The 24,984-nt window shown below is 41.2% G+C and carries 21 protein-coding genes and 1 pseudogene; 6 read left to right on the forward strand and 16 right to left on the reverse strand.

Translation table 11 applies throughout. The annotated features are described in order from the left end of the window. Positions 1-73: 73 nt before the first annotated feature. The 4 genes from cxpE to MST16_RS05200 all read left to right on the forward strand — a co-directional run bounded on the left by cxpE (position 74) and on the right by MST16_RS05200 (position 6,383). On the forward strand, positions 74-1,291 hold the full coding sequence (cxpE, locus tag MST16_RS05185) for a chloramphenicol efflux transporter CxpE (RefSeq protein WP_180009970.1): 1,218 nt from the start codon (positions 74-76) through the stop codon (positions 1,289-1,291). 18 nt (positions 1,292-1,309) lie between these two features. Continuing rightward, on the forward strand, positions 1,310-2,014 hold the full coding sequence (hda, locus tag MST16_RS05190) for a DnaA regulatory inactivator Hda (RefSeq protein ID WP_078190380.1): 705 nt from the start codon (positions 1,310-1,312) through the stop codon (positions 2,012-2,014). Positions 2,015-2,132: 118 nt separating this feature from the next. Further along, positions 2,133-3,944 carry a rhombotarget A gene (gene rbtA, locus MST16_RS05195; protein WP_180009969.1) on the forward strand — a complete coding sequence of 604 codons (1,812 nt, stop codon included), beginning with the start codon at positions 2,133-2,135 and terminating at the stop codon, positions 3,942-3,944. Between the two features lie 24 nt (positions 3,945-3,968). Then, on the forward strand, positions 3,969-6,383 hold the full coding sequence (locus tag MST16_RS05200; protein ID WP_180009968.1) for a CSLREA domain-containing protein: 2,415 nt from the start codon (positions 3,969-3,971) through the stop codon (positions 6,381-6,383). A gap of 88 nt (positions 6,384-6,471) precedes the next feature. Here the strand turns inward: MST16_RS05200 and MST16_RS05205 are convergent, their stop codons facing one another. From MST16_RS05205 to MST16_RS05225, 5 genes are all read right to left on the reverse strand, one after another. Further along, on the reverse strand, positions 6,472-6,876 hold the full coding sequence (locus MST16_RS05205; protein ID WP_078190378.1) for a DUF3106 domain-containing protein: 405 nt from the start codon (positions 6,874-6,876) through the stop codon (positions 6,472-6,474). Further along, positions 6,866-7,186 carry a hypothetical protein gene (locus MST16_RS05210; protein WP_078190377.1) on the reverse strand — a complete coding sequence of 107 codons (321 nt, stop codon included), beginning with the start codon at positions 7,184-7,186 and terminating at the stop codon, positions 6,866-6,868. Before MST16_RS05210 ends, MST16_RS05205 begins: the two co-directional genes overlap by 11 nt. Further along, the gene (locus MST16_RS05215) at positions 7,183-7,797 is read right to left on the reverse strand and encodes an RNA polymerase sigma factor (RefSeq protein ID WP_111883945.1); all 615 of its coding nucleotides are present in this window, start codon (positions 7,795-7,797) and stop codon (positions 7,183-7,185) included. The genes MST16_RS05210 and MST16_RS05215 overlap by 4 nt, the downstream gene beginning before the upstream one ends. Before the next feature lie 160 nt (positions 7,798-7,957). After that, complete coding sequence (locus MST16_RS05220; RefSeq protein ID WP_168378063.1) at positions 7,958-8,734, reverse strand: RNA methyltransferase; 777 nt, start codon at positions 8,732-8,734, stop codon at positions 7,958-7,960. Between the two features lie 52 nt (positions 8,735-8,786). After that, positions 8,787-9,761, reverse strand: coding sequence for a class 1 fructose-bisphosphatase (locus tag MST16_RS05225; RefSeq protein ID WP_078192041.1), 975 nt, complete (start codon positions 9,759-9,761; stop codon positions 8,787-8,789). A 184-nt stretch (positions 9,762-9,945) separates the two neighbouring features. Between MST16_RS05225 and MST16_RS05230 the strand changes: the two genes are divergently transcribed. After that, positions 9,946-10,143, forward strand: coding sequence for an NF038105 family protein (locus tag MST16_RS05230; protein WP_078190373.1), 198 nt, complete (start codon positions 9,946-9,948; stop codon positions 10,141-10,143). A 234-nt stretch (positions 10,144-10,377) separates the two neighbouring features. Here the strand turns inward: MST16_RS05230 and pal are convergent, their stop codons facing one another. The 11 genes and pseudogenes from pal to MST16_RS05285 form a co-directional block, all read right to left on the reverse strand. After that, positions 10,378-10,947 (reverse strand): peptidoglycan-associated lipoprotein Pal, encoded by a 570-nt coding sequence (pal, locus tag MST16_RS05235; protein ID WP_168378062.1) that lies wholly within the window; start codon positions 10,945-10,947, stop codon positions 10,378-10,380. A 68-nt stretch (positions 10,948-11,015) separates the two neighbouring features. Further along, positions 11,016-12,299, reverse strand: coding sequence for a Tol-Pal system beta propeller repeat protein TolB (gene tolB, locus MST16_RS05240; RefSeq protein WP_171319182.1), 1,284 nt, complete (start codon positions 12,297-12,299; stop codon positions 11,016-11,018). A 553-nt stretch (positions 12,300-12,852) separates the two neighbouring features. Next, positions 12,853-13,158: pseudogene (locus tag MST16_RS05245) on the reverse strand (cell envelope integrity protein TolA); the annotation flags it as partial. A gap of 278 nt (positions 13,159-13,436) precedes the next feature. Beyond that, positions 13,437-14,729: a cell envelope integrity protein TolA gene (gene tolA, locus MST16_RS05250; RefSeq protein WP_180009967.1), complete on the reverse strand. Its 1,293-nt coding sequence runs from the start codon at positions 14,727-14,729 to the stop codon at positions 13,437-13,439. Positions 14,730-14,732: 3 nt separating this feature from the next. Then, complete coding sequence (tolR, locus tag MST16_RS05255) at positions 14,733-15,182, reverse strand: protein TolR (RefSeq protein ID WP_180009966.1); 450 nt, start codon at positions 15,180-15,182, stop codon at positions 14,733-14,735. Next, positions 15,182-15,880, reverse strand: a complete 699-nt coding sequence (tolQ, locus tag MST16_RS05260; RefSeq protein ID WP_078192037.1) for a protein TolQ — start codon at positions 15,878-15,880, stop codon at positions 15,182-15,184. The genes tolR and tolQ overlap by 1 nt, the downstream gene beginning before the upstream one ends. A gap of 27 nt (positions 15,881-15,907) precedes the next feature. Then, complete coding sequence (ybgC, locus tag MST16_RS05265) at positions 15,908-16,315, reverse strand: tol-pal system-associated acyl-CoA thioesterase (RefSeq protein WP_078190367.1); 408 nt, start codon at positions 16,313-16,315, stop codon at positions 15,908-15,910. A gap of 215 nt (positions 16,316-16,530) precedes the next feature. Beyond that, positions 16,531-17,178: a hypothetical protein gene (locus MST16_RS05270; RefSeq protein ID WP_180009965.1), complete on the reverse strand. Its 648-nt coding sequence runs from the start codon at positions 17,176-17,178 to the stop codon at positions 16,531-16,533. 98 nt (positions 17,179-17,276) lie between these two features. Then, positions 17,277-18,284, reverse strand: a complete 1,008-nt coding sequence (ruvB, locus tag MST16_RS05275) for a Holliday junction branch migration DNA helicase RuvB (protein WP_168378058.1) — start codon at positions 18,282-18,284, stop codon at positions 17,277-17,279. A 245-nt stretch (positions 18,285-18,529) separates the two neighbouring features. Continuing rightward, positions 18,530-19,132 carry a Holliday junction branch migration protein RuvA gene (ruvA, locus tag MST16_RS05280; protein WP_180009964.1) on the reverse strand — a complete coding sequence of 201 codons (603 nt, stop codon included), beginning with the start codon at positions 19,130-19,132 and terminating at the stop codon, positions 18,530-18,532. A gap of 110 nt (positions 19,133-19,242) precedes the next feature. Next, the gene (locus MST16_RS05285) at positions 19,243-20,583 is read right to left on the reverse strand and encodes a deoxyguanosinetriphosphate triphosphohydrolase (RefSeq protein WP_180009963.1); all 1,341 of its coding nucleotides are present in this window, start codon (positions 20,581-20,583) and stop codon (positions 19,243-19,245) included. A gap of 458 nt (positions 20,584-21,041) precedes the next feature. On the opposite strand from MST16_RS05285, the gene purL reads away from it, so the two are divergent. Beyond that, positions 21,042-24,878, forward strand: coding sequence for a phosphoribosylformylglycinamidine synthase (gene purL / locus MST16_RS05290; protein ID WP_180009962.1), 3,837 nt, complete (start codon positions 21,042-21,044; stop codon positions 24,876-24,878). Positions 24,879-24,984 lie beyond the last annotated feature (106 nt).

A 24,984-nucleotide genomic window follows, 5' to 3' on the forward strand; every position in this document is an offset into this window, starting at 1 on the left:
TCGCACTAAAATGTTATCTTTATTAAAATATTTTCCTTTCTATAACGATTACATTGAAAAAAGGTGACTTTATATGGGTGATCGCACCTTGCGCCGAATATTTATTCTTGCTGGGATAGCATTGATCATATGGGTTTTATACTTATTAAAGCCTGTAGTTGTTCCTTTTGTCGGCGCATTTCTAATTGCATATTTATTTAGCCCTTTAGTCGATAAATTACATAATATTGGCTTGCCGCGCTGGTTATCTATCAGTTTGGTCTTTATTGGAATTGGTGTCGCTATATTCCTTGCAATGTGGTTCCTCGTACCACTGGTATGGGAACAGTTGATGTATGCGAAAAACAATATTCCAAGCAATATTCATTGGGTCAACTATACATTCCTGCCGTGGTTATCAGAGAAATTTAATCTTGTACCGATGGAAATTGATACAGAGCAAATGTCAGCAGCGATCATGGAGTATATTCAAACCAACTATAGTGCAGACAGTATCCAAGCCATGTTGTTAAAAGTGGCACAATCAGGTCTGAATTTCATACAGATTGGTGGCACGATTGTCTTAATTCCAATCATAGCTTTCTATTTCTTATTAGATTGGGAGCGTATGTTAGAAAACATGCGTCGACTTATTCCACGTAAATATGAAAAAAGCACGCTCACAATCGTGGGCGAATGTCATGAAGTTTTAGGTGCATTTGTAAAAGGCCAATTCTTGGTAATGTTCTTATTGGGCGTTGTTTATGCGGTTGGACTCCAATTAGTCGGTATTGAGGTTGGCATCATCATTGGGATGATTGCGGGTCTAGCCAGTATTATTCCGTATTTGGGTTTTGCGGTAGGTATTATTTCGGCAATTGTGGCTTGCCTGTTCCAATTCGGTTTGGATTGGGTGCATTTGGCCTTAGTACTGGTGGTATTCATGGTAGGGCAGGCAATAGAAGGTTATATTTTACAGCCTTTCTTATTAGGCGACAAAATTGGTTTGTCTCCTGTGGCCGTGGTATTTGCAGTCCTTGCAGGCGCGCAATTGGCAGGACTCCTCGGAATGCTCATTGCACTACCCGTTGCAGCGATTATTGTGGTCTTATTACGTCATGCACGCGAAAATTACGAGAAAAGTAATTTATACCGAAATGATGTACTTGTCGTAAATGATGCTGCAAGTGGCACTTTAAACGTAGAAACCAATCAAGTTGCTGTCGATATTGAGCTCAAAAATCAGTCTGCAAATTCGCTGCAAGATCCTGAAATTTCGAGTAACATTGAAAGATCAGAACATAAAGATTGATAAGGCCAAAATATAGATATGCGTCAATTGCAGCTAGATATAGAACCACAACTCGATGCCCGAATTAGTGATTTTTCTGGGCCGAGTTGGGGGCATGTAATCGATGGTGTTCGTCAGTTACATGCTGGTTTAATGAATCGTTTCTATATCTATGGTGGAGCTGGCACAGGAAAAAGCCATTTACTGTCTGCAATATGTGACTCCTATTTAGAAATTGGCAAATCAGCAATTCAAGTTTCATTGCTTGAATTGCTAGATGCTCCCACTGAAGCGATTACTTCGCTCGATCGCTATGACTTAGTGGCTTTAGATGATATTGAAGCGATTAGCGGAGTTCCACATTGGCAAAAAGCTGTTTTTCACCTGATTAATTATAATAACGAAGAAGGTGGTCAATTGGTCTTTTCATCTCGGCTGGCGCCCATTGAACTCAAACTTGAACTGCCAGATTTACAGTCTCGATTAACTCAGGCTGTCAGTGTAAAAGTACCAAATGGTAGTTTATACGCAGACCGACAAGCACTCGTAAACTCTGTTTTGGCGCGACGTGGCATCCATATGGATCAACAAATTGTAGATTACTTGTTAGCACATGGGCCGCATCAGGCATCCATTTTACTTAGATCTTTAGAACAACTGATTCAGATGTTAAAAGGTGAAAAAGTCAAATTGAGTCATGCCAATTTAAGACAAATTTTTGCCCTAATTGATGAATATCGGTAAGCAATAAAAATTCTTGAGTAATTACTCAAGCTGTGACAAAGTACATAAAAATATTTTAATGTTGCAAGGATTGTGCAACTTAAGAATAAAAAGATAAAAAATATTTAAGGAGATGGATATGCTCAAACAGAGCATAGGCATTGGCATGCTTCTCATGGCAGGTCATGCATTTAGCGCAGAAATTACCGTTACAACCACTGAAGATGTTGTAAAGGATGACAAGGAATGTTCACTTCGTGAAGCCATAGAATATATCAATAATGGTATGCCAGAAGCCGGATATAATGGTTGCGGGGGTAAAGATGCCTATGCCTCAATTTCTCTGAAAAAAAATGAAGTTTATAAACTCACTAAAAAAATTGATATTAAAGCAGAACTGAATCTGAAAACGGCGTATGACAGTAACGTCAATGAAGATGTCATACTCGGTCTCAATAATGCCGTCATTGAAATGACGGGTAAGGATCAAATTTTTAATATTAATGATGGCGAAAAAGAACTACTTGCGATCAATTTTAAAGAAATTTCATTTAAAGGATGTAAGCAAGATCAATGTGCTGATAAAGGCGGCATCCTTTTTAATAATGAAAAACTCACACTTGAAAATGTAAAGTTTGAAGATGGTAATGCACGACTTGGTGGTGCAATCTACAATGTTGGATTCTCAGAAGATGGCGCAGCTGTAGCAAGCCGTCTGTATATGCGAACCACAATTTTTCAAAACAACAAAGCGGTAGATGGTGGTGCAATTTACTCAGAAGCACCGGCTTATGAAATCTATACATCTTTGTTCAAAAATAATGAAAGCACTTCTGGTCGAGCGATTGTTTACAATCAAAATGGGCTCGCAGACATCAGTAAGTTGGTGTTCAGTAATCCTCAAAATATTATTGCCAATAGCACCTTTTTCAAAAACAAAGGTTTTGCTGTCAACTTACGTGATGGTTTAGCACTCAATAATATTACAGTACTGAAGAACAGTGGCGGTATCGAACTAAATAGTACCTCTGAGCATGCTTATTTAGCCAATAGTGTGGTGATTGGTAATGCGCTCAGTGGTACCGCTCAAGATTGTAAAGTCGTGAACTCAGGAACAGACCAATCTGTTTTTTATAACAACTTAGTGGCTGCGAGTTGTCCTGTTGGGCCTGCTGCAAATTTAAATGATGTATGGTCTGGGACGAGTTTAATTGCGGGTGAAGATGAAGGTAGCTGTAAAACCTTAACAGAAGATCGTAATGCACTTTTCTGTCCATTTACCACAGCAAATAACGCATTTATTGGTTATTTACGTCCTCGTATTTTATTAGATTACGAAACGATTTTCTCAAGCCCGATATTAAATAAGGGGAAGACCACAGCAGATGGCAATGAGCATCATGTGTATTGTGAGTCTTCTGATCAGCGTGGAAAAAATCGTAATTTGGATGATGTTTGGTGTGATCGTGGGGCTATCGAAATTGTGGTTCCTGTGAGCATGCCTCGCTTAGGTAAAGACATACGTACAGGTGAAGTGGCGAAGTTTAATATCTTAGATGCTTTAGGTGACAGTGATTTAATTCCAAAAGAAGAATGTACAAAAGTGATGGGTATGGCAAATCCAACAGGTGAGCCATGGCAAGATGGTTGTCCAATAGTTGTACAAAGCACCGAATCAAAAGGTAAATTTACACTGAATTTGAATGGTGATTTTGAATACACGCCAAATGGAAATTGGCATGGCGCAGATATTTTTGAATTGCGTGTGGTGACGTCTTCAACCCGTTTTAATACTTCGGCAAAAAATTATTTAGCTGCAGAAGTGCGTATTTTCCAAGAACCAAACAATGAAATGGAAAGTAAAACCGTTAAAACTTCGGGTGGTGCTCTAGGTTGGGCGAGTATTTTTGCGCTGCTTGGCTTAGTTGGATTTCGTCGCTTTAAAAAATAGTCTGGATAGAATTAAGGACAGCACATGAAAAATTATAAAAAAGGATTGCTGGCGGTCATGGTCCTTGCGGCTATGTCATCTATGGCAGCGACAAGTAACATCATCAAAGTTACGACCTTTGATGATGAAAATGGTGAAAATCTCAATCAATGTTCTTTACGTGAAGCGATTGAAACTGCACGTAAAAACAAATCTTTTGGTGGATGTAATGTCGGTAATCCAAATAATGGGCAGACCGATTATATTCAACTTGAAGCAGGTGAATATCTTCTGACTAAAGGTGAGTTAGTTCCGGTCAATCAGATCGTGATTGAGGGGAAAAGTCGCTTTAACTATGATTCAAAAAATTTACTGACGCAGAAATTTCCTGCCTATGAAGATATTAGAACGACGATTAATGCCCAAGGCAAATCGCGTATTTTTAATACTTCACGTTCAGAAGCCAACTTTATCGTCAATAATGTTCGCCTTACTGGCGGGATGGCAGAAGATCGAGGTGGTGCCTTGTATTTAGGGGGAGCATTTACCTTAAATAATGGTGCAATTGAAAACTCTCAAGCCAAAGTTGCTGGCGGTGCAATCTACTCCGTTGCGCATAATATATCGAAAAAAACATTATTGGTGAGCAGTTTAGTTCAGGGCAACATCGCACCTAAAGGTAGTGTTGTTGCTATGGACTGTATCGGGAACTTGGGGGATACCCAGCCTGAAATTGTGTTCCAGCAAAGCAGTATTATTCAAAATGGTTTATCGACGAGCAATAGTGTGATGGACTTCTGTGGAAATGCCAAAGTTGAACTGACAGCAAATACGATTGCAAAAAACCAAGCAAATCCAAATACGGGTAGTATTATCCGTGCCATTTCTCAGGGAACGGAACGTTTAAGTGCTTTTTCTAGCTTCGTTTTAACCAGTAATACAATAGTCGAGAACAATGCGGCTAGTACCTATTATTATGATAACAATGGTACAAAGGCTTGGTATTTCAATGTATTGGCCTACAATACTGGTGGTAAATCTTGTCGTTATCTCAATAACGCTGTACCTGATAATAGTCAAAAATTTGTTGCAAGTAATAACGCTTTTGAACTGGCAGCCGCACAGTGTGATTTACCCGAAAGTGTGCTGAATAGTACGGAAAGCTTTCTGCAAAACCATGACGTAAGTAGCTATGCTATGGGCACTTTATTAAGCGCCCTACAAACAAAATCTGCTTATAATTTGTATTTACCTTTGTATTACCCGAAAGCAATCGGCAGCGGTTTTGACTTGATCAATCTTGGCTTAGAAGGTTGTAGTGATGCGGATCAACGGGGTATTTTGCGGATCACAGATGGTACTTTACAGTTATCACCTACGCAAAGAAACACATGTGATATTGGTTCGGTTGAGTTAATGAATTTAACCGCAGCAGATATGGCAGATATTACCAATGAGTCTTTAACAGCTCTGCAAGATAAGTATCAAAATACAATTGATGCTTTGAAAAAGGATATCGATGATCCTGATTATGCAGAATACAAAGTTGCCAATCAGGATGATTTAACAAAGTACGAAGCGGTATTAAGTGCATTAAAAAATAACCTTAAATATCGTGCGGTTTATTTTGATCCGTTCCCGGCATCATTACCTCAAGAAGAGTCTGTGAATGGTAGTGCTGAAACACGACAAATTGCCTTAAATGCTGACAACTATACCGTGACGACTTCACCAATCGGCATCGGTAGTGAAATTACGGTGTCTAGTACAGGCGAAGCAAGTATCGTAGGTAATCCACCGCATGACCTGCACTGTGATTGGGATGCGGGAATAAAACAAATCGTTATTTATCGCACCAGTGGGGCAACAACAGCACCTACCGAATACGGTTTTTGTAAATATACGCTAAAACAAAAGACAGGGAGTCAGGCGGAATCCTCTGGTGTAGTACGTGTGGCCTTTAAAAATATGACCCCAGTGGCCAAAGCTGCCCAATACACAATTAGTCCGTCAAATAATTTGTCTGTTACAGTCAATAATTTATTAGAAAATGCTAATGATGATGGTGATGGTCCAGTTGCATCTATGCCAGCGGGTAAATCGGTATGGCATAAAAATGAAGAAGGCCAAATTATTCCAATTCGTTTTACGAAAATCCCAGCAGGTTTAAACTTTGAAGCTGAGTATAGTGGTAGCTGTCCAGCAAGTTATTTAAAGGAAACCTGCTACGGTGGCAAAATCACCTTCTCTGTAAAAAATGGCTTTAGTCAGTTTGACTATCCTGTTGAATATAGCGTTATCGATAGTGACGGCATTGCATCAAGTAATGCAATTCTGACTCTTAAGAATACAGCGAAAAATACCAACTCTTCTTCTAGCGGCGGTGGCTCAATGGGAGTATTTGGACTGTTGGCATTGATTGGTTTGGGTGTGTATCGTCAGCGTAGGTTGAGCAAGTAAGACAATAAAAAAAGCCTCGATAAGAGGCTTATTTTATGGCTTAACCAATGTAATGGATTTGATTTTCACAACATACTGTTGTTTTTAATTAGTGAACGACAGCGATAGGCTGTAAATATTTATTGATATACTCATCGCGAATAGCAGGTCGTTCATCAGGACTAGCTTTTTGCATACGTGTCGCGAGTTCTTTACGTTCTAAAGTACTCATTTTTTGCCATGTTTCGCGCATACGCTGCTTTTCACTGTCCGGAAGTTGGGTGAACCAATCCATGCGCTGTTGCAAGCTGACACGTTGATCTGCAGGAATCTCTTTGAGTGCCTGATACTTTTTAATTAAAGCCTGTTGTTCTGCTTCAGATAGCGAATCCCAAGTTTCATTAACTTGAGTATCTGCATCTTTTGAAAAAATCCAAAAGCGATCAAAGCCAGCAAAACTGGTTTGCAAAAAACTAAAAGCACAGAATGCAATTGCTAATTTTTTAGCTGCCATGTGGAACTTTGTCCTCACCCAGAACCATCAACATTTCAAGATCTTCCACCATTTGAGGGGAGAGCTTAGGGGTTGAAATCACCTGATTTTGTGGTTTGTCATCCAGTACAGTCGCATTCGGTAAAATGACAAAACCTGCAATTGCTGCTGCAAGTGCAAAGCCAGACATTTTCCAGAAACCATAACGAGAAGTTTCGCGCTGATGAATATCTTCAAGCACGTTATTCATGACAGTTGCTTTGTCTTTATGGTGCTGTGCGAGTCCATCAAGTTTGGAAGTTACTTGCTTTAAGAAATCATCTTGTTTCATTCGGATGATCCTCCCATATGTGGATTCAAATGTGCCAAAGCGGTACGTAAACCTTGAATGGCACGGTGGTAATGTGTTTTCACACTGCCTTCGGAACAATTCATAATTTCTGCAGTTGTATGCGTATCAAAGCCTTCCCAAGCTCGCAACATAAATGCTTGTTGCTGGCGGACTGGAAGTTCTGCGATAGCATCTTGTATTTCCTCTGCAGTGACAGCCTGATCCAGAAAGTCGAAAGGGTTTGGTGTAGATTCATCTACCACATCCTGTATTTCGACATCGTCGTCATCTAGGCTGACTTTTCTAAATAGGGAAAACGGCTGCGAACGACGTGCTTCCTTTCGACGCCAATCTTGCAGCTTATTATTTAAAATGGTGTAAAACAGGGGATACCATTCCTCTGTGGACTTTTCAGCATAAGCTTTATGTAAGGAAATAAAGGCTTCTTGCACCAAGTCCATGGCAATGCCATGTTGACCGTGCGTTGCACTTTCCATCATTACTAAAGCACGCCCCGTCACTTCATTCATGAAGTTTTTCAGGCGAGACTCAGCCGTGCTTTTTAAAACACTGCTGTCTTGCGTCTCGGACTTTTTGGGTGCTAAATCCATAGAGATGGAAAATCCTGTCATCGGATACCCACCATTATTTCCATATTCATATACAAATAACGATGGAAATAACGGTTAGGTTGACAAAAAGAATTATTATTTTTTCTAGTGTAGTCTATTTTTTTCAGGCTTAAGCGCTAAATACAATAAAATAACGATTTTACTGACGCTGACGTACCATTTCAAAAAAACAGATCGAGCCAGCAATGGCTACGTTTAGTGATTCTTGACCACCCGGTTGAGGAATCGCTACGGCTTCTGCATGTTGTAATGCATACTCAGAAACACCTTGACCTTCATTGCCTAAAATCCACACACATTGTTTGCGCAAATTTTTGCTATATAGGTTTTCAGACTGATGTGAGCTTGTTGCATACACTGGAATTTTGAATTTCGTCAAAATATCTTCAAGGGCAATATTTTCAAAGGTATTTAATGAAAAATGTGCGCCCATACCTGCGCGTAATACACGCGGTGACCAGAGTGATGCAGAGCCTTTGGTACAAACGACTTGCTCAATACCCGCCGCGGCAGCAGAACGGAGTAGGGTACCTACATTACCGGGGTCTTGAATATTGTCTAAAATTAAGGTGTCTTCACTGAAGTTAAGCGCTTCACTTGAACTTGGTAAATCCACAATTGCTAAGCAAGCAATCGATGTTCCAAGTGTACTGATATCTTTGTATAAAGATTCACTTAGAATGAACACCGCACCTTGATATTGTTCCGCAAAGCGGTCGAAATCGGCATGGTTAATTGCTTGTTCAGTGGTGAAAATCGATTTGATTGGACGTTTTGAGTCTAACCATGACAACACCAAGTGTGTGCCTTCCAAAACAGTTTGACCTTGTTTTTTACGGTAGGCATTTTGTTCAATTAAGCCACGGAGGTGCTTAATTTTCGGGTTGTCTTTTGATTCGAGATAAATCAGAGCCATGAGGGAGATATCCACGAAAGTCAGCAAAAATACTGACTTTCGTTATAAGAAATTAATTATGGTATGACGTAACTAGGTCAACTTCGTTTTTAGAACCAATAATCACAGGAACACGTTGATGAAGTTCTGTTGGTTGGATGTCTAGAATGCGGACACGGCCTGTTGTAGAAGCACCGCCAGCTTGTTCCATCAACATACTCATCGGGTTTGCTTCGTACATTAAACGTAGACGGCCTGCTTTTTTCGGATCTTTGAAGTCGTATGGATACATGAAGATACCGCTACGGCAAAGAATACGATGAATGTCACCCACCATACATGCGACCCAACGCATATTGAAGTCTTTTTCACGCGGGCCAGTTTTACCTGCAAGCAGTTCGTCGATATAACGTTTAACAGGTTCTTCCCAGTGACGTTGGTTTGATGCATTAATTGCATATTCTTTAGTATCTGCTGCAACCGCAATCGCATCTTTAGTTAATAAGAATTCTTTGCTTTCTGGATCAAAAGTAAAGAAGACTACGCCAGCACCGACAGTTAGAGCCATCATTGTTGATGGGCCATACAGTACATAACCTGCAGCCGCTTGGTTAACACCCGCTTGCATGAAATCTTCAGCTTGCGTTACCGCATTTTTTGCAGGAAGAATTGAGAAAATTGTGCCAACACACATGTTGATATCGATGTTGCTTGAACCATCTAATGGGTCGAACAAGACAAGATAATCGCCATTTTCTTGAGCTGGCGTGAATTCATCTAATTCTTCAGATGCCAGACCGCCGACATGTGGATGAACTTTTAATGCATCGATGAGGTAATCATTTGAAATGACATCAAGTTTCTTTTGTTCTTCACCTTGAACGTTTTCGTGTTGCGCGCTACCCAATACACCAGCCAAAGCACCTTTTTGTAAAAGAAGGTCGATGTCTTTGCATGTATTACCAATTGTTTCAATAACTTGTGCTAATGCAGGAGTAAGATTACCACTTTGTTGTTGTAGAAATTGGGAAAGGGTGAGATTTGACATAACCGGAAAACTCCAAATATTAATTTATCAAAAATGATAAAAATGTGATTGTGCAACATTTTAGATGAGAACGAAGGAAAAGAAAAATTAAACTAGACTATTTGTCGTGATTTTACCCTTGCAAGTCCTGAATAACATGCTATGTTGAATCTAATGTATAAATCGAAAGACAGGGAGCACAACAATGACCACACAAAAATTTGATGCGACTCCGACTGCAACTGAGGGATTGAATTTAGACGATATTTCTGCGGATACCGTAAAAGCTGCTTGGAGCAGTTACGAAGCAAAAGCAGAGTATAAAAAGTTCAATAAACATGACCTCATTGAGTCGATGCAAACAGAAAAAGAAAATGCTGAACATCCAGAAGCAGAAGCATAATGATTTAGATTGTTAAGCTAATTTTCTAGTTGGTAAAGCTAAGGATCTCGTTTTTAAAGTCGTTCACTTGCATTTTCATTGGATATTTTCTTAAAGTTCTAAAGTCGCTAACTGAATTTATCCTGAGTTAAAGGGCTAAAATGAGTAAAAGCACAGAACGATGCAAATTAAACGATATAAATAAAAAAAGCACTCATCAATGAGTGCTTTTTTTAGCTCAGACTTATTCAAGTCTTATTTAAGTAGTGGAGGAACAGCTTCGTAGTTAATTTCTACACGGCGGTTTTCTTTCCATGCATTTTCATCATGACCCGCATTGATTGGCATTTCTTTACCATAGCTGACTGCTTCAAGCTGGTTAGGGCTTACACCTGTTGTAATCAGGAAGCTTTCAACAGCTTTGGCACGACGTTCACCAAGTGCCATGTTGTATTCACGAGTACCACGTTCATCGGTATGACCTGTTAAAGCAACGCGTGAGTTTGCATTAGCAACAAGGAACTGGGCATGAGCTTGAAGGGTTTGTAAGTCTTCATTGCTAAGCTCGGTACTGTCGTAGTCAAAGTGTACTACGCGCTTCGCTAAAAATGCTTTATTCGCTTCAGTTACACCTTTCGATGATGCACCCGCAAGGTTTTGTGCATTGAGTGCTGCATCTTCACTTAAACCTGAAGTGTTTACAGTGGTTGAGCCATTTGGGTTTTGTCCTGCTTGTACATCTGCTGCAGGTTTACGGCTGGCACAACCAGTCATTACTAATGCTGTAGCTAAAACAGGTAATGCAATCAGTTTCATCGCTTTCATATTGATCTCCATGACGGTTATTTATGATGTTTCATTAAAAAGTTATTGTTGAATAAATCATGCAGTGTTTATTTCGGTGCCCAAGCTGGTTCACGAACTTCACCTTGTTCACTTGGTAAGTTCATGCGGAAACGACCATCTAAAGACATGATTGAGAGCAAACCACGGTTTGCTTCACGCGTTGCGTACACCACCATTTGACCATTTGGAGAGAAGCTTGGGGATTCATCTAAACTTGTTGGCGTCAAAATATTCGTTACACCAGAACCAATGTCTTGAACCGCAACTTTATAGTTACTACCGCTAGGACGATGTACCAAAGCTAATTTTTTACCGTCCGCACTTAACGTACCACGCGCGTTGAAAGCGCCACGGAAAGTTAAACGTTTTACACTTTCAGCACTTAAGTTGTAGGTGTAAATTTGTGGAGAGCCACCACGGTCAGAGGTAAAAATAAATGATTTACCGTCAGGTGCATAACGTGCTTCTGTATCAATCGCTGTGTCATTGGTCATGCGTTTTAATTGGCGAGTCTGTAAATCCATTTGATAGATTTCAGGATTGCCATGCATCGATGCGGTAAATAACATTGATTTACCATCAGGTGAGAAGCTTGGTGCACCATTCAGGCCACGGAAACTTGCTACTTTTTCACGGTTACCACTTGCTAAATCTTGGATGTAAATCGCAGGGCGTTTGGTTTCAAAAGAAACATAGGCTAGCTTTTTCGCATCAGGCGTCCACGCAGGGGACAGGATTGGATCACGTGAAGTCAAAATGGTACGGGGTTGTTCACCATCCGTATCTGCAATTTGTAGGGTATAGCGCTGATCTGGTGTTGCTGCATTACGCAATACATAGGCAATACGGCCGCTGAAGTCACCTGGAATACCCGTTAAAGCTTGATAGATTGCATCACTGATCATATGCGCTGCTTGACGATAACGTGAAGCAGGTACAGTGAGTAGTTCATTTAACAGGTATTGTTTTTTTTCAACATCATACAGTTGGTAGTGAATTTCATAAGAGCCATCAGCCGTTGTTTTTGATGTGCCTGTCACGACATAGGGTACGCCCGCAGCTTTCCATGCTTCTGCATTAGGTGAATTTATTGTTGCAGTTGCAGGTAAGTTTTTAGAGGCACTGGTAAATTTACCTGAGCGGTTCAAGTCATTTTCAACCACTGGATAAATATTTGAGTCATTACTAAAAGGCACGATCGCAATTTTAGGTGCTTCTTCAGGAGCTTTAGTGATTTCGAGGTGAAGCTGCGCATGCGTTTGAGTCACTAAAACTGGGCTCAAAGCAGTGAATACGGCTAAGCAAAGAAGATGTTTACGCGTCATTTCCATCATTCGCTAATTACTCTAAAAATGTGAGTTATTGTCTGTATTTGGTTGTGTCACATAATGGCATGATTTTGGGATATTAAAAGCATGAAAATATGACTGAACTGTTATAACACTGTGAAAAATGCAGAGATTTTATCCGAGTTTCGTCAAGTCTAGCTTAAAAATCATGAACACAACATCACATTTTGGAATGAAAATGATAATTCTTTAGTTATAAGATTCTATTTTTGAATCAAGTGTTTAGAAAATTTTAGTAATACTTGATGTTGCTGAGTCCCACATACACGGCGTTATATAGAACGAAGACAAGAATGGATCAATTAGTCGGGGCTAGAGCTTTATAAAAGCTCAAGTATTGAAACACACAGGTACAATCGATTGAGTATTCATTTTAGGAAAGGGTGGAACTGGGGGGATGGATGTAGAAGCTTAAAAATAAACATCATACCAGCGATGAAACTTGATCTATTGAAGATAAGAAAAAATGGGTATGGGGTGATTCATTGCTTAACCACAAAAAAATCCCCGCAAGCAATGCACGGATTTATCAAACTTAATTTGAAGATCTAAATGTAGAGGTAAAACTTTGTGCTTCACGTCTAGCATCTGGGTCGCTAGGCATCGGATATGGTGCAGCAGCACGAACTGCAGCCTCAATACTGGCTTTCATATCAGGATCACTGGAGCTTACGATGACAGCTTGGACAGCACCTGTTTCAGATAAAATCACGCGAGCAATGGCCGTTTTACCGCTAGAGCCAGGTGGTGTATCCCAAGCACGTTTGATTTTATGTTCAAAATCACGTTTAGCTGTTGAAGCGATTTTCTTGGCTTCCGTTTTTTTCTTTGCATCTTCTTCATTTAGAGCATGTGAAATGGGTTTAAGAGGCTTTTTTACGTCCTGTACTGATTTCTCAGGTTGAGTTGTTTTAGCATGATCCATCAGCAAAGCATTAAATTGTTCAGGTGGAATATGGTCAGGCATGGTCGAAGATGGGATGTAAATTGAACGATTTTCGGCGAATGATTGAGAGCCTAGGAGTGTTAGTGTCGAAAATAATAATAATGTTTTCATGTTATATAATTCAGTATATAAGTAAATGAAAAATCCCCACAAGGTTTGCAGGGATTTAAAAATTAACGTGATGACTTGAAGGTGGACGTAAAACTTTGAGCTTCACGTTTTGCATCTGGGTCACTCGGCATTGGGTATGGTGCAGCAGCTCGAACAGCAGCCTCAATACTGGCTTTCATATCAGGATCACTAGAGTTCACAATCACTGACCGAACTGAACCACTTTCCGTAAGGGTAACGCGAGCAGACGCCGTTTTACCCGCAGAGTCTGAAGGTGTATCCCACGCACGCTTAATCCTATTTTCAAAATCACGTTTTGCTGTTGAAGCAATTTTCTTCGCTTCAGCTTTTTTCTGTGCAGCTTCTTCAGCTGCTTTTTTTGCAGATGAAGCTTTGGCTTCTTCGGCTGCACGTTCGCGTGCTTCGGCATCGGCTTTAGTCTTTGCATCGGCCTTGGCTTTTGCATCGGCGTCTGCTTTACGTTTTGCAGCTTCTGCATTGGCCTTAGCTTTTGCATCAGCATCTGCTTTACGTTTTGCCGCATCTGCATTGGCCTTGGCTTTCGCATCAGCATCAGCTTTACGTTTTGCAGCTTCTGCATTGGCTTTAGCTTTGGCATCAGCATCAGCTTTACGTTTTGCAGCTTCCGCATTGGCTTTAGCTTTCGCGTCTGCATCTGCTTTACGTTTTGCAGCATCCGCATTGGCCTTGGCTTTTGCATCTGCATTGGCTTTTGCCGTTGCTGCAGCTTTGGCTTTGTCAGCTTCTGCTTTTCTTAAAGCATCGGCATGGATTTTTTCAGCCTTGGCTTTGGCATCAGCATCAGCTTTACGTTTTGCTGCTTCAGCATTGGCTTTCGCCGTAGCATCTGCTTTTGCCTTAGCTGCATCCGCTTTGGCTTCTTGTTGTGCTTTTAGTTTTGCAGCTTCAGCAGCTTTAGCTTGTTCTTGAGCACGTTTTGCATTGTCCGCAGCTTTTTGTTCAGCAAGCTGCTGTGCTTTTGCCGCAGCGAGTGCCTGTTGAGCAGCAATCTGTGGATCTGCCTTAGGTGGTTCTGCTGGCTTAGGTGGTGCAGCCGTTGGAATCTCGGGTGCCGGTTCAACGCTAGGTTCTGCTGTTTGCGTGATTTGTTCAGCTACATTTTCATGCGCGGTTTCATCAAACTCAGTGACTTCACGTGTTACAGGTTTTAAATCTTCCGGTTTTACCAAAACAGTGGTTATTTTTTTAGGGGGCTCAGGTGGTTTACTCATGCCAAGATAAAGTAAGCCAACCACAGCGACGATATGCACACCTAGTGTGAAACCAATCGCAACGGCTTTTTGTTTAAAAGGCGGCTTGTTGAAATCTTTCATAAATTATTTTAATGGCTCAGTCAGTAAACCTACTTGTGTTAAACCTGCATCTTGAAGGGCAGACATGAGTTTCATGACTTCACCATAAGGACGAGATTCACTGCCGTTAATCAGGACACTCATTTGCTTTTTCTGTTCGCTCGCTTCATTTTGCGAGGCCGTTAAAACAGATTTTAGTTCATCGAGTGTGAGTACATCATTTTGATGATTTTTATCTTCGAGTTTGATCGTCCCATCCGCCTCAAGTGTAACAATCGCAGGGCGATCTTCCGCTTGCATAGGCGTGCCATTCGCCTGTGGTAAGTCGACTTTGACACCTGTGGTGATCATAGGTGCAGTGACCATGAAAATCACCAAAAGAACTAACATGACATCAATATAAGGCACGACGTTCATGTCACTTTTTAATGGTTTTTTGATGCGCTCAAAGCGTCCAGAACGTTGAATAGCCATTAGTCATTGTCCTGAGTTGAACCTACAGACTGGCGTTGTAATAACGCAACCATTTCTTCGGCAAAAAGCGCACGATCGTTATAAACGGCTTCACCTTTGGCTGTAAAATGGTTAAATGCAAGTACAGCAGGGATTGCCGCAAAAAGACCAATGGCCGTTGCAATCAATGCTTCTGCAATACCAGGAGCAACCGTAGCAAGGGTGACTTGGTCAACATCTGCCAAACCAATAAAGGCATTCATAATGCCCCAAACGGTACCGAATAAACCGACATAGGGTGCAACCGAGCCAATACTCGCAAGCGCGCCTAAACCATTTTCTAAATGTCCTTGGTCACGGCTTAAACCCACACGAAGAATACGTTCTGTACCTTCAATTGATTGTTCTGCGCTGGCATTACGTTTTTTAAGTTTGAAAAACTCGCCTAAACCTTGATAGAAAACATCTTCAAGGCCAACACGTTTCGAGTTGAGTTGAGCATTGTTGTATAAAGTGTTGAGTTCGGCACCAGACCAAAAGATTTTTTGGAAATGTTCATCGTCAGCCTGCGCTTTTTTATAACTCATGTGTAACTTGGCAATCAGATACCAACTGAATAACGAAGCTAAGAGCAGCAGGAGCATTACCAGTTGTACGACAGGACTTGCTTGTAAGATGAGGTCTGAAACTTTGAGTGTTGATTCTAGTTGAGTTGCCATAGTTACTACATGTGCCAAATAATTTTTTTAATCTTGTTCCAATTCTTTCAGAATCAGTTCACGTATTTCATCAGGAAGGCGACGGGGTTTCATCTCTGCACTGATACATGCCAATTCTACCTCACCTGATGCCAGCATAATATCACCACGATAAATATTTTGTTGCAACACAAATGACGTAGCCTTACACGAAACTACACTTGCTGTAACAGTAATCAGGTCATCCATTAATATAGGACGTGAATATTTCACATTAATTTTATGAACGACAAAGTTGTAATCCTTTTGATGCCAATAATGGTCTACACCTGAAGCGCGTAGCCATTCTGTGCGGGTACGTTCCATAAAGCGAATATGATTTGCGTGGTAAACAATGCCACCTGCATCTGTATCTTCAATATATACACGAATGTTGAATTCGAATTTATTCGCCATGAGAGTGTTCCGTCTTTATAAAATCTGAAAAATATTGGTCTGCACTTCAGCAAAGAATTAGAGCATTTAAAAATGGCGATAATTCAATGATTCGTCAAGTGCTTCAATGACGGGCAGTTTAGCACCGTGAGTCATCAGTCCAATGGCACAAGGTTTCAACTCACGTAAATCTTTAACTTTCGTAGTTGTAATTATTGGTTAAAAAGTGGCTGCTTTTAATTTGTTTGTTCATCTAATTTAAATTTTGCATCGACAAAATCCTGTAGATGAGCTGCTAAATATCCCGCAATATGAAAGTGAGTTTCTTCCATTTTCTTTTTCTGTTGCTTTGGGAGTAATGCTTTTAAAGATTCATACATATACGTTAAGCAGCAAAAGCCAAGGCCAATAACTAGCATGAGTAAAAGTTTATTAGGTTGATCTATCCAGAAAAACACATAAACGAGTATGACTAAAGCAAAGAATGAGAAGCTGAAATACAATGTATTAATTTTTGCTGGCTTAAAGTTTTCCTTGACCAAAGCTTGTACGTCGTCGTGATAGTACATCCCAATAAAAATGAGGGCAGAAGTATAGTTGAAGCTCAGGTTTTTTATATGATATGCAGAAGGCGATTGTTTAATAGTTAAGATATTATCTTCACTTACTTCTATGGTTTCTTTGCTAAGAATGTTTTCACATTCGACAGTGATAAAATAATTGTATTCGGTGTGGAATAAGCTTTCAAAATCACTCATTTGTTTTGGGCTAAATGAACTGATAGGTTGTTCTCTGGGAATGTGTTCAATGGCACTGTCTAATGGTAGGTTTTGAATGTAGTCGCTATTAATTTTGTTAATTATTCTATTCTCAAGATTTATCATATCAGTCTATTGTTTGTAGTGGCTTGAATTTATTTTAAAAATTTAAATAAACATGCAGGGAGCATTTAACTCCCTAAAGTTGTTCAGTGAATAATCGTTTACTTATCTTTCGGCTCTGGTGGTGTCATCCCAAACTGTAAATACGCCATATTGGTGGCAATACGTCCACGTGCAGTACGCATGACATAGCCTTGCTGAATGAGGTAGGGTTCGATCACATCTTCTAGGGTCCCTGAGTCTTCTGCCATAGCAGCAGCTAGAGCTTCTACACCTGCAGGGCCACCATCAAAACGCTCAAGCAGCATTGATAAATAACGACGGTCTAGTGTGTCTAAACCATCTTTATCGACATTCAGCATGTCCAAAGCACGTTGAGCCATCTCTTGGGTTACTTCACCCGTACCTTTAACTTGCGCATAATCACGGACTCGGCGTAATAAACGGTTTGCAATACGAGGTGTCCCACGAGCACGGCGTGCAACTTCCTGTGCGCCTTCGGCAGTCATGGGTACATCCATCAAGTTTGCAGATCGAGTCACAATATGCGTTAAGTCTTTGACAGAATAAAACTCTAAGCGTTGTACGATACCAAAACGGTCACGTAAAGGAGAGGTCAGTAGGCCTGCACGAGTCGTCGCTGCAACAAGAGTGAAGGGTGGTAAATCCAGTTTGATCGAACGGGCAGCAGGGCCTTCACCAATCATGATGTCGAGTTGGTAATCCTCCATCGCTGGATAGAGAATTTCCTCGATGACCGGTGAAAGACGATGGATCTCATCAATAAATAAAACATCACCTTCTTCGAGGTTGGTTAGCATTGCAGCCAAATCGCCTGCACGCTCAAGGACAGGGCCTGATGTCGATTTTAAGTTACCACCCATTTCACGGGCAATAATATTGGCCAGTGTGGTTTTACCTAAACCCGGTGGGCCAAAAATTAAGGTGTGATCGAGTGCTTCTTCACGGCCACGTGCAGCACCGATAAAGATTTCCATTTGTTCACGGACGACAGGCTGCCCGATGTAGTCATCGAGGGAAGTTGGGCGAATGGCGCGGTCGAAGTGGTCTTCGGGTTTTTCTGAACCACTGATAAGACGGTCTTGCATAATTATTTAACTAATCTCTATATCGTTGTGGAAGAATCACAGCCTCAAAAAGCGATTGAACTTTAAATGCCATTGTATAGGCGATTCTCACTTTTGACTGGGCAAAAGTGACAAAACCCATTTGTTAAACTGATGCTACGTCCTTGTAGCACAGTTTAACGGCGACATCCTTGTCGCCTGCGTGATTCACATACTGTCTATAGCTCTAAAAGGCAAAGGATGCAGTGCTCATTAGAAACTAAAAATTATTTATTCATCGACTTTAATGCAGCGCGAATGATGTCGCTGGCTTCAGTATAATCAGCTTTGACGGCATTAATCAGTTTTTGTGCTTCAGCAGGTTTATAACCTAAAGACTGTAAGGCCGCTTCAGCTTCGGCTACGGCAGAGTTGCCCGTAAATTGAATTTGTTCAACAGTTGAATTCGTTGGTGCAGTGCCTGAAGCCATGGCTTTAAAGCGATCACGTAACTCAATCATGAGGCGTTCAGAGGTCTTTTTGCCTACACCCGGAACTTTGACTAAAGTGTTTACATCTTCATGTTCAACCGTGTGAATCAGCATTTCAACACTTAATGTTGATAAAATGCCCAGTGCCATTTTAGGGCCTACGCCGTTAACTTTTAAAAGTGTGCGAAAAATCAGTTTTTCTTGAGCATTGCTAAATCCATACAGCAGTTGTGCATCTTCACGAACAGCCAGATGTGTCCACAGGGTAATTTTTTGACCTTTTTGTAGTTGGCAAAATGTAGAAAGTGGGGTGTCAATCTCATAGCCCACACCATTTACATTGAGTAATACTGTTGGTGCTTCCAATGCCAGCACTTCGCCAATTAAACATCCGATCATGTCATTTATTCACTTTATTTCAGTTTAGTCTGAGCCATTTGCTCAATTTCAATTTGTTGCGAGATTAGCGTGAAGGCCAGCGAATTACTAGCCTTCACATTTTTTCAGGTTTAAAAGAAACCAACTTTATTGCCTTGAAGTTCTTGTGCAAGGTTATAAGCCTGATGGTCTGAAAATTTAGAGATAATATCCAATACTTGCATGATGTTTTCATAATGCAACGGCCCAAAATGTGCCCCCGAACGGTGAAGAATGGACATCAGTCGTTGTTCTTTAAAACTCAAAGTTTTATTTGGCGTAGTTAGAGGAATAAAGGCATCTAAAATATTTTGTAGACTTTGATGCGCAATAATCTCTAAGCCTGCTTTTTGTGGATGTTCAAAAATTTTATCGCGGGCTAATTCTTTTGCTCGGTTAATTCCACGCTCAATATCTTCACTGCAATATTGCAATAAACTGCCTTTAAGTTGACCTGACAAAATTTCATGATGATGGCGGGCGAAGGCTGTCGTGACTTCTTCGACTAGACGTTTCATCACACGACCACGTAATGCAGCTATTTTTTGTTGCCAAGTGGTATCAGTCATCGCCAATTCGGCAGGTATGCCATAGTCACCGACCAGATCAAGGAAAATTGGCTCAACTTCGTTATAGTTCAACATGTTGAGGATAATGCCATCTTCAAGGTCAATTAAGGCATAACAAATGTCATCTGCGGCTTCAAGCAAATAGGTCAACGGATGACGACAGTAGTGATATTCGCCCAGTTGAATTAAACCGAGTTGCTCTGCAATTTGCTGCAAGATTTCTTTTTCTGCCTGATAGCAGCCAAATTTAGCCCGTTGGCTCGCAGGTTTATTGCCTTGCGATGCAATGGTTTTTGAAAGCCACGGGTATTTTAAATATGCACCTAAAGTTGCATAGGTTAAACGCATACCACCATCATTCGGATGATAATCAATTTTAGTTAGTAGGCGTAAACCTTGGGCATTGCCTTCGAACTGACGCACATCGGCTTCTTCTTCAGGGCTTAAGTCCTGTAAAAAGTTGGTATGCGATGCATCATCAAACCATTCTCGAATGGCATATTCGCCTGCATGTCCAAAAGGTGGATTGCCAATATCGTGTGCCAAGCACGCAGCTTGAATAATTGCACCAACATCGGCAGGTGAAATCCACATCGGGAGTTCATCTTTAATTTTTTCAGCCGCGAGCATCCCCAATGAACGTCCAATACAAGACACTTCTAAAGAGTGAGTCAGGCGAGTATGAATGCCATCATGTTGGGTGAGGGGATGGACTTGGGTCTTGCGGTTTAATTGTCGAAAGCTTTGAGAAAAAATAATGCGGTCGTAGTCTTTGTGGAAGGGGCTACGTGCCTGTTCAGAGCTATGTTTATTACTACCAATACGAACTGTAGAAAGCAGTTCAAGCCAACGCATTTGAGTCATTTATCATTATTCAGTTATTTACTAAAAACTATGATGCCAAACTTGTGACTAAAGTAATAGTGGGTCGCGTCATAGCTTGACACTTTATTTAAGGGTATCGGTGTAGGTGTAGAATATTCGTATTAAGGTAGGGTGTTTTTAAGATAAATATTATTCATTGGCTAGACTATTCGCTGATTCAAACCCATTGGTAATGCGGACTTGAAAGCTTCAAAATTCTAAATTTGATATTAATTTTCGATTAATGTTTTTTACAATTTATTTTGTGCTAAGCTGCACTGCTGTATTCAATCTTTTTGACTGAAAATAAAAACAAAATTTAAAAAATCTTGTGCCATTCTCGAACAGAAAATGCTTTTCCCATCTAGCTGATTTAACTAATACACAGTAGAATATGCGCTCTCTCAAGTCACATTGTGGCATGGTCTTTTCGATCATCCCGTGGAGCCAAAATTAGCATGTTTATCGTTGCCGGTGCACCTGCACATTCTTCATTTAAGAAAACTCAACTATTATCACGTTTAACGTCAATTAGTTCTGTTCAATCAATTGAAAGTCAATGGGTTTACCTTTTTGACCAAGCGCTCAACGAGCAACAACAGCAATCCGCTTTACAGCTTCTCAACGATGGTCAATCTTTTGAATTGCACCAAGCAGCAAGTGACGAAGTCCAAATTTTAGTGACGCCACGTGTTGGAACCATCTCTCCGTGGTCGTCTAAGGCAACAGACATTTTTGCCAACTGTAATACACCGGTTCATCGCCTTGAACGCGGTGTTTTGTTTACTTTGAAGGGTGTAAATGCTGTTTCTGATGAAGTAAAACTAGCATTACATGATCGCATGACCGAAAGCGTTTTCAATGCTATTGAAGATGCTGCGGCACTTTTCTCTGAAACTGAACCAAAGCCTTTAAACTCAATTGATATTTTGGGTCAAGGTAAAGAAGCGTTGGTGAAAGCTAACTCTGAATTTGGTTTTGCGCTTTCTGATGAAGAAATCGATTATTTAACCGATGCATTCACAAAAATGGGTCGCAACCCGCATGACATCGAATTGATGATGTTTGCCCAAGCGAACTCAGAGCATTGCCGTCACAAAATTTTCGGTTCTGAATGGACAATTGATGGTGAAGTTCAACCATTGTCATTGTTCCAAATGATTAAAAACACCTATAAAGAATCACCTACAGATGTATTGTCGGCATATAAAGACAACGCTTCTGTAATAGTTGGTTTTGACACACAGCGTTTTTATCCAAAACAAGACGCTGAAACAGGTCACCACGTTTATAAATACAAGAGTCAAGCCGCTCACATCTTGATGAAAGTGGAAACCCATAACCATCCGACAGCGATTGCACCATTTGCTGGTGCAGCAACAGGTTCGGGCGGTGAAATCCGTGACGAAGGCGCAACAGGTCGTGGTGGTAAGCCAAAAGCAGGTTTAACAGGTTTTACCGTATCTAACTTGAACATTCCAGGCTTTGAACAGCCATGGGAAGAAAACTACGGCAAACCATCTCGTATGGCATCTCCACTTCAAATTATGATTGAAGGCCCATTGGGTGGTGCAGCGTTTAACAATGAATTTGGTCGTCCTGCGTTAAATGGTTACTTCCGTACATTTGAACAAAATGTCAATGGCGATGTAAAAGGCTTCCATAAGCCAATTATGATTGCCGGTGGTTACGGTAACATCCGTCCTGACCATGTAGAAAAAGATGCGATTCAACCAGGCGATTTACTGATCGTACTAGGTGGTCCTGCAATGCTGATTGGTTTAGGCGGCGGAGCAGCGTCTTCTGTAGACAGCGGTAAGTTGGGTGAAAACCTAGACTTCGCATCTGTACAGCGTGAAAACCCAGAAATGGAACGCCGTTGCCAAGAAGTCATCGATGCTTGCTGGCGCATGGAAGATCATAACCCAATCGTGTCTGTACATGACGTAGGCGCAGGCGGTATCTCAAATGCAATGCCTGAACTTGTGAACGATCACGAGTTAGGAGCAATCCTTGATCTACGTAAAATTCCTTCGCTTGAAAAAGGCATGTCTCCAATGGAGATTTGGTCGAACGAAGCACAAGAGCGTTATGTATTAGCAATTCGTCCAAGCTCATTAGAATTATTTGAATCACTGTGTGCACGTGAACGCTGCCCATTCGCTGTATTAGGTGAAGCAACTGAAGCGCGTCAATTGACTGTGAACGATCCATTATTTGAAAACAAAGCTGTGGATATGCCAATGCAAGTAATGCTTGGCGGTACACCGCGTATGAGCCGTTCATACAAAACCATTGAACGTAAAGGCGATGACTTCACTGCTGAAACTGTAACAGATTTGAAAGATGCGATTTACCGCGTTCTTAAAAACCCGACTGTTGCATCTAAATCGTTCTTAATCACGATTGGTGACCGTTCGATTACAGGTATGGTTGCACGTGATCAGTTCGTTGGTAAGTGGCAAGTTCCTGTAGCGGATGCTGCGGTAACAACGACTAGCCTTGTCGGTTATACAGGTGAAGCAATGGCAATGGGTGAGCGTCCACCAGTTGCGTTGTTGAATCCTGCTGCTTCTGCACGTTTATCTGTAGCAGAATCGATTTCAAACATTATGTCTGCAAAAATCGACCAGATCAGTGACATTAAATTGTCTGCAAACTGGATGGCTGCTGCAGGTCAACAAGGTGAAGATCAAGCGCTATTCGAAGGTGTTAAAGCCATCGGTATGGAAATGTGTCCTGCACTAGGTATCGCAATTCCAGTAGGTAAAGACTCATTGTCTATGCGTACCACTTGGAATGACGAAGGCGAAGACAAATCTGTCACTTCACCAATGTCAGGCGTGATCACAGCATTTGCACCTGTGACGGATGTTCGCAAAACATTGACACCTGAACTTAAAAATATCGAGTCTGTACTGGTACGTATTGATTTGTCTAAAGGTCAATTCCGTCTAGGCGGTTCGATCCTTGCTCAGGTTTATAAAGCAATTGGTTCTGTAACACCTGACGTAGACAGCTTCGATGACTTCAAAGCATTCTTTGCATTGGTTCAAGACTGGAACAACCGTGGTCTAATCAAGGCTTACCATGACATCGGTGATGGTGGTCTATTGGCAACTGTTGCAGAAATGATGTTTGCTTCACGCTTAGGTGCAGCACTTGAAGATCAATCGACTGCAAGCTTGTTTGCAGAAGAAATTGGTGCAGTGCTTCAAATCAGCAAAGCGGATTGGGCTGCATTAGAAGCTGAAGTTGCAGCGTCTAGCCTTAAAGATGCAATTGCGGTTGTGGGTACTGTAAACGATACAGATACTTTAACTGTAAATGGTTTGAGCTTAGACCGTGCTGAATTACAGCAAGCTTGGACTGAAGTGTCGCATCAAATCCAACGTCTGCGTGACAACGTAGAAACTGCGGATCAAGAATATGCGTTGATTGCTGACAAATCACATGCAGGTTTAATTGCAAAACCAACATTTGATTTGAACGAGCCAATCGAAGCACCGTACATCAATGAACGCCGTCCAAACATGGTGATTCTGCGTGAACAAGGTGTAAATGGTCATGTAGAAATGGCTGCTGCATTCGATAAAGTCGGCTTCAACACTGTAGACGTACACATGAGCGACTTGCTTGCTGGCCGTATCAGTCTTGATGACTTTGAAGGTTTAGTGGCATGTGGCGGTTTCTCTTACGGTGACGTATTGGGCGCAGGCGGCGGTTGGGCTAAATCAGTATTATTCAATCCTAAACTTCGTGACCAATTTGAGAAATTCTTCAACCGTGATGAAACTTTCTCTCTAGGTATTTGTAACGGCTGTCAAATGCTGTCTCAGCTTGCACCACTCATTCCGGGTGCAGAAGCTTGGCCTCGTTTCCACCGCAATACTTCAGAGATGTTTGAAGCGCGTGCTGTAAACGTACGCGTTGAAAAATCAAATTCTGTATTGTTAGAAGGTATGGAAGGTTCGATTCTTCCTATCGCTGTTGCACATGGTGAAGGCCGTGTGGTTGCTAGCGCGGAAAACATTGCAGCATTGAATGCAGGTGATCAAGTGATCTTGCGTTATGTAGATAGCCAAGGCAACCCAACACAGCATTACCCAATGAACCCGAACGGTTCACCAGAAGCGATTTCAGGTGTAACGTCTAAAGACGGCCGTGCAACGATTATGATGCCGCACCCTGAACGTAACTTCCGTGCGATTCAGCACTCTTGGAAACCTGAAGATTGGGATCAAGACGGTGCTTGGTTACGTATGTTCCGTAATGCACGTAAATTTATTGGTTAATTGATTTAATCAACAAATTGAAAAGCCCCGAAAGGGGCTTTTTTTATGGCGAAGAGATACTCACCTTTCAGCCGTTTAAATGGTTTAGCTTTTCGTTTAAGATGAG

Source organism: Acinetobacter sp. YH16040_T, from assembly GCF_024605785.1.
Taxonomy (GTDB): Bacteria; Pseudomonadota; Gammaproteobacteria; order Pseudomonadales; family Moraxellaceae; genus Acinetobacter; species Acinetobacter amyesii.

Excerpts from the sequence above, each read along its gene's own strand:
- cxpE (WP_180009970.1), top strand. The coding sequence starts at position 74 with ATGGGTGATCGCACCTTGCGCCGAATATTTATTCTTGCTGGGATAGCA.
- hda (WP_078190380.1), top strand. The coding sequence starts at position 1,310 with ATGCGTCAATTGCAGCTAGATATAGAACCACAACTCGATGCCCGAATT.
- rbtA (WP_180009969.1), top strand. The coding sequence starts at position 2,133 with ATGCTCAAACAGAGCATAGGCATTGGCATGCTTCTCATGGCAGGTCAT.
- MST16_RS05200 (WP_180009968.1), top strand. The coding sequence starts at position 3,969 with ATGAAAAATTATAAAAAAGGATTGCTGGCGGTCATGGTCCTTGCGGCT.
- MST16_RS05205 (WP_078190378.1), bottom strand. The coding sequence starts at position 6,876 with ATGGCAGCTAAAAAATTAGCAATTGCATTCTGTGCTTTTAGTTTTTTG.
- MST16_RS05210 (WP_078190377.1), bottom strand. The coding sequence starts at position 7,186 with ATGAAACAAGATGATTTCTTAAAGCAAGTAACTTCCAAACTTGATGGA.
- MST16_RS05215 (WP_111883945.1), bottom strand. The coding sequence starts at position 7,797 with ATGGATTTAGCACCCAAAAAGTCCGAGACGCAAGACAGCAGTGTTTTA.
- MST16_RS05220 (WP_168378063.1), bottom strand. The coding sequence starts at position 8,734 with ATGGCTCTGATTTATCTCGAATCAAAAGACAACCCGAAAATTAAGCAC.
- MST16_RS05225 (WP_078192041.1), bottom strand. The coding sequence starts at position 9,761 with ATGTCAAATCTCACCCTTTCCCAATTTCTACAACAACAAAGTGGTAAT.
- MST16_RS05230 (WP_078190373.1), top strand. The coding sequence starts at position 9,946 with ATGACCACACAAAAATTTGATGCGACTCCGACTGCAACTGAGGGATTG.
- pal (WP_168378062.1), bottom strand. The coding sequence starts at position 10,947 with ATGAAAGCGATGAAACTGATTGCATTACCTGTTTTAGCTACAGCATTA.
- tolB (WP_171319182.1), bottom strand. The coding sequence starts at position 12,299 with ATGGAAATGACGCGTAAACATCTTCTTTGCTTAGCCGTATTCACTGCT.
- tolA (WP_180009967.1), bottom strand. The coding sequence starts at position 14,729 with ATGAAAGATTTCAACAAGCCGCCTTTTAAACAAAAAGCCGTTGCGATT.
- tolR (WP_180009966.1), bottom strand. The coding sequence starts at position 15,182 with ATGGCTATTCAACGTTCTGGACGCTTTGAGCGCATCAAAAAACCATTA.
- tolQ (WP_078192037.1), bottom strand. The coding sequence starts at position 15,880 with ATGGCAACTCAACTAGAATCAACACTCAAAGTTTCAGACCTCATCTTA.
- ybgC (WP_078190367.1), bottom strand. The coding sequence starts at position 16,315 with ATGGCGAATAAATTCGAATTCAACATTCGTGTATATATTGAAGATACA.
- MST16_RS05270 (WP_180009965.1), bottom strand. The coding sequence starts at position 17,178 with ATGATAAATCTTGAGAATAGAATAATTAACAAAATTAATAGCGACTAC.
- ruvB (WP_168378058.1), bottom strand. The coding sequence starts at position 18,284 with ATGCAAGACCGTCTTATCAGTGGTTCAGAAAAACCCGAAGACCACTTC.
- ruvA (WP_180009964.1), bottom strand. The coding sequence starts at position 19,132 with ATGATCGGATGTTTAATTGGCGAAGTGCTGGCATTGGAAGCACCAACA.
- MST16_RS05285 (WP_180009963.1), bottom strand. The coding sequence starts at position 20,583 with ATGACTCAAATGCGTTGGCTTGAACTGCTTTCTACAGTTCGTATTGGT.
- purL (WP_180009962.1), top strand. The coding sequence starts at position 21,042 with ATGTTTATCGTTGCCGGTGCACCTGCACATTCTTCATTTAAGAAAACT.